Source organism: Agrobacterium vitis (genome assembly GCF_037039395.1).
GTDB lineage: Bacteria > Pseudomonadota > Alphaproteobacteria > Rhizobiales > Rhizobiaceae > Allorhizobium > Allorhizobium vitis_E.
Map to the genome: position 1 here is coordinate 409,001 of NZ_CP146241.1, position 18,189 is coordinate 427,189.

13 protein-coding genes and 5 pseudogenes are annotated in these 18,189 nt (G+C 51.8%); 14 read left to right on the top strand and 4 right to left on the bottom strand.

The genetic code is table 11. From position 1 onward, the window contains the following. The first annotated feature begins 7 nt into the window (after positions 1-7). From V6582_RS01855 to V6582_RS01895, 9 genes and pseudogenes are all read left to right on the top strand, one after another. Entirely contained in the window at positions 8-466 is a 459-nt protein-coding gene (locus tag V6582_RS01855; protein WP_337739419.1) for a hypothetical protein, read from the top strand. A gap of 88 nt (positions 467-554) precedes the next feature. Then, positions 555-977 (top strand): IS66-like element accessory protein TnpA, encoded by a 423-nt coding sequence (gene tnpA / locus V6582_RS01860; protein ID WP_156634899.1) that lies wholly within the window; start codon positions 555-557, stop codon positions 975-977. A 2-nt stretch (positions 978-979) separates the two neighbouring features. Beyond that, the gene (gene tnpB / locus V6582_RS01865; protein WP_234889910.1) at positions 980-1,900 is read left to right on the top strand and encodes an IS66 family insertion sequence element accessory protein TnpB; all 921 of its coding nucleotides are present in this window, start codon (positions 980-982) and stop codon (positions 1,898-1,900) included. Positions 1,901-2,000: 100 nt separating this feature from the next. Then, positions 2,001-2,402 (top strand): transposase, encoded by a 402-nt coding sequence (locus V6582_RS01870; protein WP_257625639.1) that lies wholly within the window; start codon positions 2,001-2,003, stop codon positions 2,400-2,402. Between the two features lie 105 nt (positions 2,403-2,507). Next, positions 2,508-3,545 (top strand): annotated as a pseudogene (locus tag V6582_RS01875) (IS110 family transposase). Positions 3,546-4,241: 696 nt separating this feature from the next. Further along, the gene (gene istA / locus V6582_RS01880) at positions 4,242-5,744 is read left to right on the top strand and encodes an IS21 family transposase (protein ID WP_337739420.1); all 1,503 of its coding nucleotides are present in this window, start codon (positions 4,242-4,244) and stop codon (positions 5,742-5,744) included. An 11-nt stretch (positions 5,745-5,755) separates the two neighbouring features. Further along, positions 5,756-6,247, top strand: a pseudogene (locus tag V6582_RS01885) (ATP-binding protein); the annotation flags it as partial. A gap of 75 nt (positions 6,248-6,322) precedes the next feature. Further along, positions 6,323-7,414, top strand: coding sequence for an IS5 family transposase (locus V6582_RS01890; RefSeq protein ID WP_349508847.1), 1,092 nt, complete (start codon positions 6,323-6,325; stop codon positions 7,412-7,414). A gap of 144 nt (positions 7,415-7,558) precedes the next feature. Further along, a pseudogene (locus V6582_RS01895) lies at positions 7,559-7,846 on the top strand (ATP-binding protein); the annotation flags it as partial. A gap of 458 nt (positions 7,847-8,304) precedes the next feature. Here the strand turns inward: V6582_RS01895 and V6582_RS01900 are convergent. After that, complete coding sequence (locus V6582_RS01900; RefSeq protein ID WP_156634946.1) at positions 8,305-8,931, bottom strand: NAD/NADP octopine/nopaline dehydrogenase family protein; 627 nt, start codon at positions 8,929-8,931, stop codon at positions 8,305-8,307. 78 nt (positions 8,932-9,009) lie between these two features. On the opposite strand from V6582_RS01900, the pseudogene V6582_RS01905 reads away from it, so the two are divergent. Next, positions 9,010-10,102: pseudogene (locus tag V6582_RS01905) on the top strand (IS5 family transposase). 66 nt (positions 10,103-10,168) lie between these two features. On the opposite strand, the gene V6582_RS01910 reads toward V6582_RS01905, so the two are convergent. Then, positions 10,169-10,687 (bottom strand): hypothetical protein, encoded by a 519-nt coding sequence (locus V6582_RS01910; protein WP_156634892.1) that lies wholly within the window; start codon positions 10,685-10,687, stop codon positions 10,169-10,171. A 361-nt stretch (positions 10,688-11,048) separates the two neighbouring features. Between V6582_RS01910 and V6582_RS01915 the strand changes: the two are divergent. Next, positions 11,049-11,798: pseudogene (locus V6582_RS01915) on the top strand (ISNCY family transposase); the annotation flags it as partial. Here V6582_RS01915 and V6582_RS27500 read toward each other — a convergent pair. Beyond that, complete coding sequence (locus tag V6582_RS27500; RefSeq protein ID WP_420360238.1) at positions 11,722-12,090, bottom strand: helix-turn-helix domain-containing protein; 369 nt, start codon at positions 12,088-12,090, stop codon at positions 11,722-11,724. The pseudogene V6582_RS01915 and the gene V6582_RS27500 sit on opposite strands and share 77 nt — an antisense overlap. 398 nt (positions 12,091-12,488) lie before the next feature. On the opposite strand from V6582_RS27500, the gene V6582_RS01920 reads away from it, so the two are divergent. Then, positions 12,489-12,902: a hypothetical protein gene (locus V6582_RS01920; protein WP_156634893.1), complete on the top strand. Its 414-nt coding sequence runs from the start codon at positions 12,489-12,491 to the stop codon at positions 12,900-12,902. A gap of 1,066 nt (positions 12,903-13,968) precedes the next feature. Here the strand turns inward: V6582_RS01920 and V6582_RS01925 are convergent. Then, positions 13,969-14,346, bottom strand: a complete 378-nt coding sequence (locus tag V6582_RS01925; protein ID WP_156634894.1) for a hypothetical protein — start codon at positions 14,344-14,346, stop codon at positions 13,969-13,971. Between the two features lie 518 nt (positions 14,347-14,864). Between V6582_RS01925 and V6582_RS01930 the strand changes: the two genes are divergently transcribed. Both V6582_RS01930 and V6582_RS01935 read left to right on the top strand, forming a co-directional pair. Beyond that, entirely contained in the window at positions 14,865-15,476 is a 612-nt protein-coding gene (locus V6582_RS01930; protein ID WP_156634895.1) for a RolB family protein, read from the top strand. A 1,423-nt stretch (positions 15,477-16,899) separates the two neighbouring features. Further along, a complete protein-coding gene (locus V6582_RS01935; protein ID WP_156634896.1) occupies positions 16,900-18,162 on the top strand; it encodes a C protein in 1,263 nt (420 codons plus the stop codon). Positions 18,163-18,189 lie beyond the last annotated feature (27 nt).

Genomic DNA, 18,189 nt, shown 5'->3' on the forward strand with positions numbered 1-18,189 from the left:
TCTTGAGGTGAATAGCTGCAAGGAGGCAGTCGAAAAAATCAAATGGTATGCGATGCGCTGGAAGATTGAGGTCTTCCATAAGATCCTGAAGTCCGGTTGCCGGGCTGAAGATGCAAGATTACGAACGGCCGATCGACTGGCAAACCTCGTCGCCGTGTTCTGCATTATGAGCTGGCGAGTGCTCTGGTTGACAATGCTTGCGCGCACTGCGCCCGAAACACCGCCAACTGCTGCTCTCACCGAACAGGAAATTGAAATTCTCGATCAAACGGTCAGCAACGCAGGTAACCGGCAGGCGAAGCCGGGATCGCTAAATTTCTATCTCATCAAACTCGCTCGCTTAGGTGGTTACCTTGCAAGAACATCAGATCCACCGCCGGGAAATACAGTCGTCTGGCGCGGCCTCAGACGGTTGACTGATGTTCGCCTCGGGACTGAAATAGCAGCGACACCGAGATGTGGGTAATTGCAAGCCGGTGAAGGCCGTCTTGTACGGGTGAGGAATATGGAAGAGCACTGGCTATATCGACGTCAATATAGCCGGTGTTGTAGCCATGGACATTATCAGAGACCGTAAACAGGTGAGCCGCCTTGAGATTGTGGACAGCGGTCGGCGCCGCCGATTCAGTGACGAAGCCAAGCTTGCGATTGTAGCAGAGAGCCTCTCTGCTCCCCGGCAGGTGACGGTTACAGCCCAGCGCCATGGGATCACCCGCTTTCAGTTGAATAGCTGGCGCAAGGCGGCGCGGGAAGGAAGACTTGGCAATGGTTCATCGGAAGGGTTTGTTCCAGCCCTGGTCGTTCCGGAACGCACCGTGCCAGGTGAAGATGCTGCGCAGATAGCTCCCACAGAATGCCGGATGCCGAATAGCAGCCGTATGGAGGTGGTGATCGCAAACGGTCGGCGCGTCGTCGTTGATCAGACGGTCGATGTGAAAGCGTTGTTGCGGATCATCCGCGGCTTGGAGACACTTTAACTATGAACCCGTTTCCGATGGGCACAACCGTGAAGGTTTGGCTGGCGACTGGCTATACGGACATGCGGCGCGGCTTTCCATCTTTGGCCCTTCAAGTGCAGGAAATCTTGAAGCATGACCCGCTGAGTGGTCACCTTTTCTGCTTTAGGGGTCGTCGTTCTGACGTGATCAAGATCATCTGGCATGACGGATTGGGCGCCTGCCTGTTTACCCGGCGGCTGGAACGAGGGCGGTTCATTTGGCCAAACGTGGAAGGTGGGGCGGTAACAATCTCGACAGCGCAGCTGGGCTCAAACCACTCCAAGCGGCTGCGTTTAAGAGACGTGGTCGTGAGCGTTGGAGGTAAGTCCATGCGCGCCGAAAGTTCTTCGAACTCGCTGACGTCTCTCGTCGTGCGCGCCGGGGCCATCCTCAGCCGCGGTCGCGCGGATGAGGCGCTGGCGTGGACGAAGGCGGTGATGACGAATCTGGGGCTGACGCTCAACGAGGCGAAGACCTCGGTGAAGGATGCCCGGCGCGAAAGCTTTGACTTCCTTGGGTACACCCTGGGACCGCGCCACCTGCCCAACGGAGGGCGCTGGTATCTGGGAGCAAGCCCGTCCAAGAAGAGTGTGCAGAGGGTCAAACTGAAGGTTGGCGAACTGTTGGTGCCGGGTAACAAGGGTGCATGGGATGAGGTCAGGGCACGATTGAACCGCGTCTTGCGCGGATGGTCGGCCTACTTTTCCTACGGCGCTCTGGCGTCCGCATACGAGGCCGTCGATCAGCATGTCTATGATCGGACGCGGCACTTCCTCCGACAACGACACAAAGTGCAAGGGCGTGGGACGGACCGGTTTTCCCGTGAGCATGTCTACGGGGAACTGGCCGTTCTGAGCCTTCGACGCGAGCGCGGGCGGTCGTCGCCGTGGGCCTTACGATGAAGCCAGTCGGAAAGCCGGATGCGGGAAATCCGCACGTCCGGTTTGATGAGCGGGGACGGGAAACGGGGCTTCGCCACCGCGCCCGTCCTCGACTCTACAGATCAAGGGCCGCAAGCGGCACATTCTGGTCGACACTCTTGGCATGCTTCTGAAAGCCGAGGTCCACTCGGCAGGAATTCAGGATCGTGATGGAGCAGCACTTGTTTTCGACAGGCTCGCCAACCGTTTTCCCTTTATCGAGAAAATCTGTGGCGACGGCGGCTATCAGGGCACAACGGTAGAAGAGGCCAGCCCGCGACCGATGGAGATTATCAAACGAAACCAGGCCGGTTTCCAGGTGCTACCGAAGCGATGGATTGTCGAACGAAAGCTGGCTTGGCTCGGCATAAACCGCCGAATGGCAAAGGATTTCGAGCGTTTCTCGGCCACAAGCCTAGCCTTCATCCAAACAGCAATGATCAAGCTCATGACAAGAAGGCTCGCTCGATACCCGCTTTCTTGAACAGATGGGGTGATTGGGGTCTGCGCCGCGGGTGTGGCTGCTCCCCTTGAGGATGTTAGAACGTGGTCCGTGTTGATCGGCCACAAGCATCGAAAGGAAGCAGCCATGATGTACTATGCTGGAATGGACGTGTCTTTGGAAGAAACATCGATCTGTATCGTCGACGAGACCGGCCGGATCGTGCAGGAGACGCGGGCGGCGAGTGAGCCGCAGGCGTTGATCGCAGCACTTGAGGATATTGGTCTGCCAATGTAGCGCATTGGCCTTGAAGCGTGCTCGCTGACGGCCTGGCTGCATGACGGGTTGCGGGGCGCGGGATTGGCAGCGATTTGCATCGAGACGCGCCAGGCCAATGCGGCAATGAAGACGATGCCCAACAAGACCGATCGCAATGATGCACGCGCCTTGGCACAGATCATGCGCACCGGTTGGTTCCGGCGGGTGCATGTCAAGAGCCGCCAATGCCGGCTGTGGCGCTCGCTTCTGGTCGCACGCCGGACGGTGATGAACGAGATGCGCTCGATCGAGAATGTGGTGCGCGCCATTCTGCGGGAGGGCGGCATCAAGCTTGGGACGCCAAGTCGTGCAGACTTTGCAGGAAAGGCGCGCCAGATAGCGAACAGCGATCCGCTGGTGATGGCGCTGGTCGAGCCGCTATTGGCCGTGCTTGCCACGATGCTGGAACAGTTCGCCCAACTGACGAAACAGGTGCTCGACGTTGCCAAAGGTGAGATGACATGCCGTCGGCTGATGAGTGTGCCCGGCGTAGGACCGATCACCGCGTTGGCCTTCCGTGCCACCATCGATCGCCCAGACCGGTTCCGTCGGTCGCGCGATGTCGGTGCCAATCTCGGCCTGACGCCGTCGCGCTATCAATCCGGCGAGACCGACATCCAGGGTCGGATCAGCCGATGTGGTGACGAAATCGCTCGAACCGCGCTTTATGAAGCAGCTCATTCGCTGCTGGTGCGGTCGAAAAAATGGTCGAGCCTCAGGGCCTGGGGCATGAGCATTGCCAAGCGCCGCGGCATGGCGCGGGCACGCGTCGCAGTCGCCCGAAAACTTGCGGTGATCCTGCATCGCATGTGGTGCGACGGTTCCGCATTCCGTTTCGGAAAGCAGGCCGACCTCGCAGCAGCCTGATGATGAACAACCGGAGGGAAAAGGCACAAACAGCAAGTTCTGCTTGAAAGGCAAATCGGATCGTTCCCGTGGGGACGATGGGCAAGGTGATCTCGTTTAGAGTCTCGAACCTGAGGGCGAAAACCCCAAGGTCGTGAAACAGATTGGGACACCTTGCCTTCCTGACCCCATCATGCGGCGGCCACGCGCCGACCGCGAAGAGAAGCGAGTGACCCGCGGGGCGGTATGATCCGAAATTTAGATCGGGAGCAGCTTGACTTCAACGATCCCAATCAGAGAAGACTCTAAGGACGCAGCCGGCTCATAAAAACCGGCGCAATCCGATCAGACTAGCCCGGCTCCGATACGCGCGCGAGGCCCTATCCCGCGGCCTTCCTCGGATGCTTACTGAGCAGCAATGGAACGTGTCGCCAAGGCAGTGAGGCATGGCAGGATATATTCTGATGTAAAAAACAAAATTATCTGCGCTCACAGTGCGGGTTTCACAAAATCCCGGACAAAGATTTCAGTAAGTCGCGGACACCGAATTCAGAAAGTTCGGGACAGCAAATTCAGTAAGTCGTGGACAGAAGCGACAGCGGATTTAGATCGAATCTCGTGAGCGCCGATCCGGCAATTTGTCCTCGTGTTTTAAGCGAGGATCTAATGCCTAGACGGAAGCAAGCGAGACATACTGATGTGAAAGACATTTGATCGATACTGCGGCTGACGTTCGAGCAGGAATTGTCGATACGCGCCGTTTCTGAGCGGCTGAAGATGAGCAAGACGTCGGTCTCAACGTATCTGCTGCGGGCGCGGGAGGCGGGGCTTGCAGCATGGCCACTTCCACCCGGTCTGGATGATGACGAGCTCTTGGAGCAGCGACTATTCCGGCGGATGGGGCGACCTCCTCGAGACAGCGAGGAACCGAACTGGCCGAAAGTGGCCAGCGAGTTGAAACGCAAAGGCGTGACGCTCAACCTGCTATGGCAGGAATACCGGGAGGTCCATCCGGATGGATACGGCTACACCTGGTTCTGCTGCCGATTTGCTGATTATGAGAGCCGCGCCAAACCCACCTATCGCAGTCGTCATGTGGCTGGTGTCGCGATGGAATGCGACTATGCCGGCCATACGATCCCGATCATCGATCCGTCTTCTGGCGAGATCCGGGCAGCACAGATTTATGCGGCCGTGCTGAGTGCATCGCAATTGGTGTTCTCCTATGCCAGCTTCAGTCAGAAGCTGCCGGATTGGATCGAGGCGAACCAGCGAGCCTTCAGTTACTTCGGTGGGGTGACGAAGACAACGATCTGCGACAACCTCAAATCCGCGATTGCCAAGGCTCTCTGGTTCGAACCGACGTTGAACGCGACATTTGCTGCCTTCGCCGAACACTACGATACGACCGTATTGCCAGCACGGCCGCGGCGTCCTCGGGATAAACCATCCGCGGAGGGATCGGTTTTAATCGTCGAGAGGTGGGTTCTGGCCAGACTTCGAAACGACCGTTTCTTCAGCCTTGTCGATCTCAATATCCGCATCAGCGCTCTGATCGAGGACCTTAACACCCGTACCATGCGTCGGTATGGAAAATCCCGGCGAGCCCTGTTCGATGAGGTCGAGCGCTCCCAGCTCAAGCCACTGCCGCCAACGCCGTTTGAATACGCGGAATGGAAGGTCGCCAAGGTTCATCCCGATTACCATGTCGACGTCGATAAGACGTTCTATTCCGTGCCGCACGGTCTGATCGGCAGGAAGGTCGATATCAGGCTGACGTATCGAGCGGTCGAGATCTTCTTTGACCACAAGCGGGTCGCCAGCCACATCCGAAGCTCCCAGCGTTCCGGCCATATCACTGTCAATGAGCATATGCCGAAAGCTCACCAGCGCTATGCAAACACGACGCCTCACACGTTGCGCAAGGAAGCGGCGAAGGTTGGGGCCAATACTGCGATATTTATCGAGCGTCTGCTTAGCGATCGGCCGCACCCGGAGCAAGGCTACAGATCCGCTCAGGGCATTCTCTCCCTGGCGCGTCGTTACGAAACCGATCGGCTGGAATTGGCCTGTGAGCGTGCGTTGGTCATCAATGCGCTGACCTATTCGTCTGTCGCCAACATTCTCAGATCTGGTCTCGATCAGGCTCCTGCCGCAAGCGAGACCGTGAAGCCGGCACCGCCGCACGGCAATATCCGCGGCAAAACCTACTACCAATGAAAGGACATCTAATGCTGACACATCCAACACTGGACCAGATGAGTGCGCTTGGTCCTGCCGGAATGGCAACCGCCTATCGCGAACTTATCGAGCAAGTTCATGGAAATGATCTTAGCTTTGACGAACGGCTTGGCCTGATGCTCGACCGCGAGATCGCACTACGAACCGACCGACGGCTGACCAATCGGCTCGCCACAGCAAAGCTTCGATTTGCCAATGCCTCGATCGAAGACATCGATTTTAGATCTCACCGCGGCCTTGATCGTCGCAATGTCTTGTCCTTGGCGCAGGGCGCATGGCTGAAGGCAAACGAGAACCTGATCCTGACAGGCCAAACGGGCACTGGAAAAACTTGGATTGCCTGCGCCTTTGCGAGACAGGCGGCCCGCCTCGACTACTCTGTCCTCTACGTTCGTATGCCGCGGCTCTTCGAGGATCTCGCACTTGCCAGGCTCGATGGACGCTTTCCGCGCCTCATCGACAAGCTGGCACGTGTTCAGTTGGACACCTCTAAAAACCTCCCCATTTTCCGCGTTTCATGATTCAATCCGGCCAGTGTGATTTTCTGGGAGCGGATGATGCGTGGGCAACCGGGCTTTTGGGATTTGGATGATCGTTACGAACGGCTGAGTGCCGTCGGCGATCCGCTGGAGAAGCTCAACAGCATCATTCCATGGGCGATATTTGAAAAACCTTTAGCGAAGGCGCTGAAGCGGTCCGACGGATCGAAGGGTGGACGTCCACCATTTCCGTCGGTTCTGATGTTTAAAATCCTGGTGCTGCAAGCGCTTTATAATCTCTCCGACGACCAAGCGGAGTTTGTTATCCAGGACCGGCTGTCGTTTATGCGTTTCCTTGGCCTTTCCCTTTCGCAGAAGGTGCCGGATGCCAAGACGATCTGGCTGTTCCGAGAGAGTTTGGTGCGTGCAGGTGCCATTGATAATCTGTTTGCCCGTTTCGACAAGCATCTCTCACGTTCCGGATATCTGGCCAAAGGCGGGCAGATCGTTGACGCCACGATCATCCAGGCTCCCAAGCAACATAACAGCCAGGACGAGAAAGACGCGATCAAGGCCGGCGAAATCCCTGAGGACTGGAAGGATAAACCCGCCAGGCTGGCCCAGAAGGACCGCGACGCGCGATGGACAGTGAAGTATTCCAAGGCGAAACGGCCAACGGAGACGCCGACGTCGACGACGACTGGCCAGCACGATATTGCCATTCCAATGTTTGGTTACAAAAACCATGCAGGCATCGACCGAGCCCATGGCTTTATCCGGGGATGGACGGTGACGAGTGCGAGCGCCCATGACGGAGCCCAGCTTCGAAACGTAGTGACCAAAGACAATACCGCGTCGACGGTCTGGGCCGATACGGCCTATCGCTCCAAGACCAACGAGGAATGGTTGCAGGACAATGGCCTAAAGTCCGACATCCATCAGAAGAAGCCAAAGGGCAAACCCATGCCGGAGGCGATGTCGCGCGCCAACGGCCGTCGTTCGAAGGTCCGCTCCGCCATCGAACATGTCTTTGCGCGGCAGAAGGACAAGATGAAGCTCTTCGTGCGCACCATCGGAATCAGCCGAGCGAGGGTGAAGATCGGCATGGCCAATATCACCTACAACATGCTTCGCTATGTCTGGCTGACTGGAAAACCACGGACCGCATAACGCGCAGCTGGCCGGAAGGCCGAAATGCATGCCGCAGATGCGGCAATCATCACAAAAAATGGGCGATCATCCGCGCGAGTTCATCGCGGAAATACATCCACGGCACCATCTTGCCAACTGCGACCGGTAAATCGAGGTGTCCAGTTGCTGGTGTTGGATGACTGGGGAACCCATACCCTGAATGACCGACAGCGCCTCGATTTGCTCGAAATCTTCGAGGAGCGATATCGAAGGAAATCGACCCTGATCACAGCTCAGCTTCCGGTGGCCGCCTGGCACGAAATGATTGGAGAAGCCACTTTGGCCGATGCGATTTTGGATCGCATTGTTCACAACGCCCACCGCATCACTCTAGAAGGCGACAGCATGCGCAAACGAAAAACGCCGACGCTCTTGACCGGCGACGAAATAACCGAACACAATCACGCGTAACAGCAACAAGGCAACCGGGATTCGATCGCATCCGTTGTCCGCGACTTAGCGAAACGCTTGTCCGCGACTTGCTGAAACCGCTGTCCCGATTTAGCGAAATCCGCACTCACAGCTCTTTCGCCTTTGCCGATCCCTAACGGGCTCGGCAAATACAGAGCAATGAGCGCAGATAATTTTGTTTTTTTACATCAGAATATATCCCAAAGTCTTAATGTATTTCATGATCATACAATTTTTTTTGCTTTATAGTTCGTTCATATATACGTATATTTTAATTGATCTATGAATTTATATTATTAAAATAATGAAAGGGACATCTAAAAATTTAGAAAATATTCAATTTATTTAATATTATATTGGCATGGATATTTAGATCAACGCCTCAAACATAGGTTACATCACAAAGTAGCTAATAATAAGAAACATAATTGAATCGGCTTCATAGACCAAATGACTCCTCATTCCTCGGCTTTGCTGTTGCCCCACTTGGTAACAATGTCGTCGGCCGATATTTCCTCCATGCCAGCACTCGCCAGGGTGATGCCAATTTTCTCAAGGTCAATCTCCCCCAGTATGTTCAGTGACTCAACAGCCCATTCGAGTTTCTTGACGTTGATACCAAACTTCTTGCCAAGGTCCCTGAAGAGGATCAACATCCGACCGTCCTCCATGATGTAACGATGTTTGAAGTTCTTGGGTGCTCCCTCGGTGGCATTATGGGAAACGGATTTCGATACGAAATCATGGATTGTTGCGGCATCCTTTCCGTACCACCCATTGAGAAGATCGAGAACAGTGCGGGGTTTGATACCTAACTTCTTCAAAAGTTCTATGCGCTCTTGGTCAAGAGCCTTCATGGCCTCCGTGACAATTGGTGTCATTCCTTCCTTGTAGAAATAGAAGTCCTCCTTAGTGTCTATCTTGGCGGCGTTAAAAATCACTGCGGGAGTGTGGCAGATACAGTTCGTGCAGTTGAGGGCCACTTCCAATCCGTTGGCAAGCCAAACGAGATTATTAGGGAATAGATCACCTATTTCTTTGGCCAGGGAGGGTTCGGGATGGGGAGTGGTGAAGGTGATCTCCAACTGGACACCTCTAAAAACCTCCCCATTTTCCGCGTTTCATGATTCAATCCGGCCAGTGTGATTTTCTGGGAGCGGATGATGCGTGGGCAACCGGGCTTTTGGGATTTGGATGATCGTTACGAACGGCTGAGTGCCGTCGGCGATCCGCTGGAGAAGTCTCAACAGCATCATTCCATGGGCGATATTTGAAAAACCTTTAGCGAAGGCGCTGAAGCGGTCCGACGGATCGAAGGGTGGACGTCCACCATTTCCGTCGGTTCTGATGTTTAAAATCCTGGTGCTGCAAGCGCTTTATAATCTCTCCGACGACCAAGCAGAGTTTGTTATCCAGGACCGGCTGTCGTTTATGCGTTTCCTTGGCCTTTCCCTTTCGCAGAAGGTGCCGGATGCCAAGACGATCTGGCTGTTCCGAGAGAGTTTGGTGCGTGCAGGTGCCATTGATAATCTGTTTGCCCGTTTCGACAAGCATCTCTCACGTTCCGGATATCTGGCCAAAGGCGGGCAGATCGTTGACGCCACGATCATCCAGGCTCCCAAGCAACATAACAGCCAGGACGAGAAAGACGCGATCAAGGCCGGCGAAATCCCTGAGGACTGGAAGGATAAACCCGCCAGGCTGGCCCAGAAGGACCGCGACGCGCGATGGACAGTGAAGTATTCCAAGGCGAAACGGCCAACGGAGACGCCGACGTCGACGACGACTGGCCAGCACGATATTGCCATTCCAATGTTTGGTTACAAAAACCATGCAGGCATCGACCGAGCCCATGGCTTTATCCGGGGATGGACGGTGACGAGTGCGAGCGCCCATGACGGAGCCCAGCTTCGAAACGTAGTGACCAAAGACAATACCGCGTCGACGGTCTGGGCCGATACGGCCTATCGCTCCAAGACCAACGAGGAATGGTTGCAGGACAATGGCCTAAAGTCCGACATCCATCAGAAGAAGCCAAAGGGCAAACCCATGCCGGAGGCGATGTCGCGCGCCAACGGCCGTCGTTCGAAGGTCCGCTCCGCCATCGAACATGTCTTTGCGCGGCAGAAGGACAAGATGAAGCTCTTCGTGCGCACCATCGGAATCAGCCGAGCGAGGGTGAAGATCGGCATGGCCAATATCACCTACAACATGCTTCGCTATGTCTGGCTGACTGGAAAACCACGGACCGCATAACGCGCAGCTGGCCGGAAGGCCGAAATGCATGCCGCAGATGCGGCAATCATCACAAAAAATGGGCGATCATCCGCGCGAGTTCATCGCGGAAATACATCCACGGCACCATCTTGCCAACTGCGACCGGTAAATCGAGGTGTCCAACTGCTTCTTGATGGCCTTCACGTAGATTGCATCATCCACCATTCTGCATCCGTAGGGCGACGTGGTTGTTTCTAGACTGGCAAGAGTCTCAAGCTTTTCCAGGCTCAAACTGGCAGCATTTCCGGGGATCCAGATCAGGATCTTCTGTTTAAGGTCAAGGACCTTCAGTTGTTCGATCAGTTCTTCACGAGCAACGTTAAGTGACGGGATGGTGACCATGATGTATTTTGCTGTTGAAACTGCATATGCAAGCTCTCTCATCACGATAGGACGATAGGTGCCCTCGATTTCCCCCATTGCTTTCAACCCATGTTCGGCAATCTGGGTACTATATCCCAGGTGGGAGGGGGCAGCCCATATCGAGACCGATTTGCGTCGGTAACTTAGATCAGCGGCAAGTGCGTTCCCAACGTTGCCAGAGCCGATGATGAGGATACTCATTTTGATCGGGGAAATGATAGATGAAAGAAAAATTTTAGGATTTGATAAAGTTGTTGGAGGCTTTTGCCCTATTTATAGAAGCGCTACAGGAGCTCTAGTCGCTAGCGGATCGCAAAAGTCAAAAACAGCGGCTCCTTAATTTCTTAAGTTCACACGGAGAAAGACAAATTTGCGATAACGTCTGACTTTTAGCGTCTGTCAGAGGAAATTAGTATCAGGGGGAGCCCCACCTAAATTTTGGCTCAGTTCCAATTTTCAACATGTGGGGTTTGTGATTGTAGCCGCAAAGTTAAAGTGTCCTGTTTCTGCAAAGTTGGAATGTCACACTCCCCGGGTCTGATTGACGTGTGGGAGATTGCAGATGGGATTGATAGCGATGAGCGAACGCGATCTTCAGCGGATCGAGGTTTTGTCGAAGGTTGTCGATGGGCGGATGACGTTGGTGGCGGCGGCGCATGTGCTGGGCTTGAGCACGCGCCAGGTGCATCGGCTGCTGGACAGAATCCAGACGACGGGTGCGGCTTCGATCCGCCACAAGGCAATTGGGCGACCGTCGAACAACCGGATCAGTTCCGGTGTTCGGGACTACGCGGTGACGTTTGTGCGTGAGTGTTACGCAGATTTTGGTCCGACCCTGGCTTGCGAGATGCTGGCCGAACGTGATGGATTGCGTGTGTCGCGCGAGACGTTGCGCAAGTGGATGTCAAGTGCTGGCATCTGGCTGTCGCGCAAACAGCGGCGGACATTTCATCAGCCACGCTTGCGTCGCCAGGCCTATGGCGAACTGGTGCAAATCGATGGATCGGAGCATCCTTGGTTCGAGGATCGGGGCGACCCCTGTTCGCTTCTGGTGTTCATTGACGATGCGACGGGCAAGCTGATGCAATTGCGGTTTGTGCGATCCGAGAGTGCGTTCAGCTATTTCGAGGCACTGGAGCTCTATCTGAAGGATCATGGGGCGCCGATTGCCTTTTATTCCGACAAGCATTCGGTGTTCCGCGTGGCCAAGAAGGACGCCAAGGGTGGCCAGGGCATTACCCAGTTCGGGCGTGCGCTTTGCGAGCTAAACATCGAGATTCTTTGTGCAAACTCGAGCCAGGCGAAGGGCCGGGGGGGCGAGCCGAGAGCTTGCGATAGCCCATGGCCCGCCCTTCGCGACCCAGGGTCTCCTCACTCACCGAGATGCGGAACTCTTCCCAAATCCATTGGGCAAGATCACACAGACGCCACCGAACGACGCCATCCAGATAGGGTGTCGGTCCGCGCTCGATGGCTTTCGCCAAGGCCGATCGCTGTTCGTCGTTCAGGAGAGAAGGCTTTCCCGGAGCCTTGCCGTTGATCAATCCGTCGGGGCCGCGAGCATTGAAGCGGACCACCCAGTCGCGCACGATCTGAACTGTCACACTGCCGAGCCGAGCGGCATCGGCGCGTGAACCGCCGTCATAGATCGATGCGAGCGAAAGAAGCCGCCGCGCCTGATCGGCATCGCGTGTTTGACGAGCTAGCCGCCGCAACCTGACCCCGTCGAAGTCCGACCGCAATGAAAGCGCTGAACCCTTCGCAAACCTCCAGTTTGCCCCAGAGATTCAGATTCGTCCGTCGTTGGGAATCCCCAAGAGAGTCAGTCTTACCGACGACTGGTATAAGTGCTTACGTATTTAGGCTAGCAAAATGCTTTATTTGATCGGACGGTGGACAATAAATTTAATAATTTAAGAAAAATCGGTAAATCCTCTTCCCACTCGAACCACCTTTGAAGCTATTTAAGTCCCATTTCGCCTTGGGTTCAGCACGAGAACAAATGTCGTTTATTTGGGTAGATCTGCGCGGTTATGGGAAAAATAAAATTCAAGATACGCTCAGGCAGCAGGCTATTCTGGTGATGGAGACTTATGGTTCCACTTTCCTATGGGGGGGTGAGACAATCATCCAATCTGGTTCGTTATATTTCATCTACGGCCCGAGAACGCTCCAGAATGATCTCAACGAGCACAACGGCACTTTGGTGATAAAGAACGAGGAACTGGTCGGCCTTTCTCAGACTTATCCCGATCAACTGCCGGCAGGGTTCGCAAGAGGAAATGGCTTCACGCACTACGCGGCAATATACAAAAGCGACTTGTTCGTACCTGTGGAGGGTGAATTCGTGAAGTGGAGCCGCTCTGGCCCAGCCGTGGATTACCCAATCGTGGCTTTTGGAACTGTACCCCAATGAAGTTACTCGTCATAGTAATATGGTATTTCAATACGAGCATGTAACTTTCTTTTTAAACTATTCCGTGAGGGCATTTTGTATCAGTAATTCTATTTAATTAAATATTCTGGTTACCTAATTCCTTTCATATCAATAATTTGGAATTCGGTTTATGTTCAACATAAATAATACAAATATATTGAAGTGGGTTAATAAATGGGATATAGTAGTACAGGCCCAGAAACCTGATATTATAACGTTAGGTTGGGAATATCATTGAAATATTCAAATTAAAAATTTTTTAAAGAGTCTTAGCTAAGCATAGATCAATATTTTCGTAATCTAAATTAGTGGTCACGAAAAATTATGATTCAGATCGTAGCGGACCGTCATTTCAGACATTATGTCCTTTTCACCATGACCCCAACCCACCAAGAGGGTCGAAGAGGCTCCGAGATATTTTGCGTTCCGGCAATGCATGTGTAATATTCTGTTTTCGTGCTGCAGAACAATCATTCGGTAATCCCCCCGTTTCTAACGGGGCTCGGCAGTAGAATTTTGTATTTTAGCGCTCTACGCATAGGGACATGTCGTCAATGAGCGTTACCACTGAGCCCGTATTGAGTGCAGTGTGGCTACAAAGATTCCTGAATGCGGATTATACGCCAGCAAGTTTGAACCGGTTAGTCTTCTACGCGACAGCCGTCTCTTTTGGTCGAAAAGCTAATGAGTAAGTTTTGACTGATAGGATATATCAAAATGTAATTCTTCGATTCTAAATCGGCGTTTATTAAAATACGAAGGGCATATTGACCGACGTCAAATATAATATTAGAATTGGTTTATGATCTAATTAAAAAATTTGATATTTAGTATTAATTTGTGAGCGAGAAACATGTATTTGTAATCCAACTGAGATTTAATTTATAATTGTATTTATAATTGGGACATCCAAAACACTATAGAAAGACTGTATTTTAAAATAGGCAAATATATCGTACACTCAGTTCCTTTTATTAATTATAGGCGTAACAATCGCTTATTTGAAGAAACTTTTTTCATGCAGATTATCCAATGGATAACTTTTTTAGAGAGTGCCATAAGCAACAATGGGGTAGAGAACATCCGTCTCATGGCATCTCGCATAGAGGCCATTCTGATTCATCAGGAGAAAGCATTCGCTTGGAAAGAGCGCTACGTAGTGGGTGTAAGCGAACCTGCTTTGTTTAATCTGCTCTGGCTCGAACGAAAGAAAGGTATCCTCCTTCTTCGAAGGGAGATAGAGGGCCCCGTCATAGATTCGGCGTGTAAGGTCGCTGTCCCCATACATGTAGATCAAGGCACCAGACGTTCGCATCGTTTCGCCAGTAGGCAAAATCTCGGCTTCTCCATGTAGTTCAATGAAGGTCTGAGTGGCGCTGATCAGATCGTAGGTCGACAGATCTTTTCCGATATAATTCGCCATCGCACTTCAGGAATGGTAATACTAATGACCGCCTTAAGTCACATAGCTCTCGTTATTAATATATATATATATTAATAATCCTGTGCGCAATTATTGAAATTGTTTGTCATTCCTTTGAATAGTCCCAATCACTCCTTGATTTTCGCTGATTGGAGTAATCGCTGCACATTTTTGACTTTACTAGGGGCGGCCGAATCTGTTCACATCGTGGCAAGTTTGATTTAAACCTTTTCAACGGGCGGTGCTGACGCTTTCAATAAAACCCGACACACTACCGGCTCTGTCACCGAAAATTGACAAATCATCGATGACACCTGGTCCCACAAGAATCTAAAGTCCGCTGAGCCATTGTCAATTAAGGCGGCGATGCGTGAAAATAGGGAGATGATTGCTATAGTACCATAGGAAAGATATACGGCTCCGTTATCTTTACGAATTGCCAACTAACTAGGGCGTCAGCGCTTCTATAAATTCGAGCATGAACCGTAGTGCTATCTCAAGGCATTTAGTACCTTACTATGGCGGTACCTAGATGGGCGGTTCGTGACCTGACTCAAATTCTGAATGCTCAGGAACTCTCACTTCGCTTGGAGCAGGCCCGTAACGATTTCCGGACCACTGTAGGATCAGTCTGCTACTTCAACGCTTCGATACGTACTCCCGGTCAATCTGACGATGAATACATAATGACCGATCAATCTTTGACTTACGTGTATGCTGATCAAGCGACTGCTCAAAGATGCGCTATGAACCGCCTTCTACCCTCTAGTTCAAGCAACTTCGGCGCTGCGGCAACGGCCATACCCCCGTGGCTGTTAGATCCGCGGCGGTTGAACCGCCTGCTGCAAGATGGAACTGACCAAGGGGGCCTGGTCAATTACTATGACGGCCCACATAAAAACGCTTTTTTCCTCGCCATCATGCTAAGCAACATATTTGTACGCTCTGGGGCTGATGAGATCAATGGCGTATCTTACGACTTCTTTGCGAGAGGTGGCAACTACACCGACGGAGGAGAAGATGAAGATGAAGATGAAGATGAAGAAGAAGTCCAGGACCGGGAGTTTCGGTTGGATGACCTAGTCAGTTATCCGATCATTGCCTGGGGCTCATGTCCGCGTTCTGCTTAATCAACGGTCCGGATGACGTGCGACGCTCTTACGTGTGTTATGCTAAATAAATGGTTGATAACCATATTTCCGTTGAAATTTTAAATGAAAAATGTCTGTCGTAATTTAATATATGTCAACTGTGTCTTTCTTTAGAGAGTGTTTGTAACGTTATTCTGTCGAATAATATTACGTTACTGTTTCCATATATGTTATATATTTGAAATTTTAAATCATTCATCTCCCATATGATTCTCCATAATACGTCTCACCATGAAGCTGGCACTCGACATCATTTAGGCCATTGGCATATTTAGAAAAATTAAACTGCATCAACGTGGATTGAAAAATGAGTCTAATCCAATTGTCAGATTGAGCTAGAGGCTACACTGTTTGGGTCCTCTATGTGTTTAGTCCCAACATTTCACAGCTTAGGTTTTGAATGAAGATTTCTGGCTTTTTATCGTTGAGTTGGCGGATGACTCGTACGGTGTTTTGAAACGTAGCGCTTTGAGCCGCTTTGCGTAGTGGTTGGCGCGTAGCCAGTCCCGGACATGACAGAAACAGCGGCTCATTAATTTCTTGAGTTCACACAGAGAAAGACAAATTTTGCGATAACATCTGACTTTTATAGTCTGCCAGGGAGAGTTTATATCATGGGGAGCCCCACCTAAATTTTGGCTCAGTTCCAATTTTCAACATGTGGGGTTTGTGATTGTGATGATTGGTGCGGTTACAGTGATACAGCTCATATCTGTCACGCCGTCCGGTCACCAATTTCGCCCGCCCATTTTGACTTCAGAGAGCCAATGGATTTGGAATTAGGTACGGTTGCTGGGCGGTTTGGCGTTACGTGCAAAAGTCGATGAAGACTTTAACCACGCACGCGTTTTGTGGGCCAAACGAAGTGACACTCGTTGAATTTAAGAGGTCTGGCCTTATTTTCAAACTCCACCGCATTAAGATCTGGATCGATCCGATTGTTTTTATATGTGCCCATTGTCATATTTTTTTGATAACTAAACAAGCTGTGCAACGCTTCTCTTCTCTGACATCCTCGGAAATATGTAAGTATAATTTCATATTGAAAAATCGCTTCATATCACTGCTATTCGGCATTGAAGTCAGTTTTTTTGCAGGACGAATGCCTCTGAGAGTGCTCTCGCTGATCAAGTACTCCTGGGAAAGCAAGCCAGTCTGCTGCATAAGCCCTGGGTTCAGAGACTGACAAAGTCATGGATGTGCGGCGGAAGCTATTCATACATAACCGTAGAAGCTGATCCTGGCCAAGAACTAGAGGTCATCAGTGGCTACAGTTTGGCAGGCGATGAGCCAAGCCGGAAAAGCGTGCTTGCTTCTGTGATAGGGGGGGGCTGATGAATTTCCGAGCAATCTGAAAGATGCAATCGACATCGTCACCAAGACGTATCCTCCCGAAAAAACCGTGGTCAGATTGGTTGACCGTGTAGATCCTGAAGCTGGTAGCAGTGACCTTAAGGTGCAGGAAACGGGACAAAACCGGAAGGTGATGGATGAGTGGAAATCCATTCTGAACAATATGTCGCCCCCGCAACGCGCCATGTTGGTTGCCTGGAACCGGGTAGAGCGCGACACGGTTCTGGATCGCATCACAAAGCTGCCCTACCTGCCGAATGTCGCTGCGACTTATCTGAATGCCAATATTTCCTGTATAAAAAGACAGGAAATGCGTTGGCGTGAAGGCGTCCAAATGGGGATCTGGGAGAGAATAATCTTCTGGATTTGGATGCTGGTGATGCAACTCGGTGTTATCGTCCCCGATACTGTTTCCGTTTTCCTCGGAGCAGTCATTGCTGTGTTCCGTTCGGGACCGATCAGATTGCAAAATCAGCTCATGGCAATCGCGATATTGGATTTTCCCTGGGCGGATGAAAGGCTTGCGCGCTTCATCATCCTGCAGCGCTTCCTTGGTATTCTTCCAACGATTTTGTTCGGCATTTCCGCCCTGGCAGATTCAGGTTTCCGACGGACAGCTTTCAAAGGTGTGAGCAATATATCCTGGAAAGCAGTTATCTGCATCCTCTGGCAAGTCCTAATGCACAATTGGAAAAATCTGTACGATTTATATTATTCCAAGCGTTTAAGGGCGTTGAGGCTGTCGAGCCTCGAAAAGTCAGAGATTGTTGAATGTCAAGTTAGTCTGTCACGTCGCAACGCTCTCATCTATGCCGAGTTTGAGATTTACCAACTCGGAAATCGATTTGGGGCGCAGACGAGTTACTATAAGCAGGATCATGAGGATGTGGCAAAAGGTCTGCACTGGATTGCTCATACAGAGACAAAAGAAGCCGTCCAAAAGAATTTTGCCGGCAAGTTTTCAATTTTAATTGCGGTCATTGCCATCGGGAGTTTGATTTGCACATCAGCCTTTCCAGTCGATCCCTACGCCGGCCTTGTTGCGATTGCTTATTTTGGTCCCTTGACCATCAGAACTGCGGTTGATGTTTGGGATCCATCCCAAAGCCTTGAAGATCTTTTGCGCCTGTTCACGATTACTGCTGGGCCAACATTTCCGAGCACCCTCTTGATGGTCGTCAATTTGATTTATTGGATTATCACCAGAGAGGCGTTGTTCGTTGGCTTTTTGAACATAAAATTCGCCATCACATTCGCAGTTCTGTTTTATCGTAAGCGCGGTCTCCGCCCCATTGGATTGGGTGTATTTTGAGGCTTGCTGCGTATGCGAGAAGGTTTC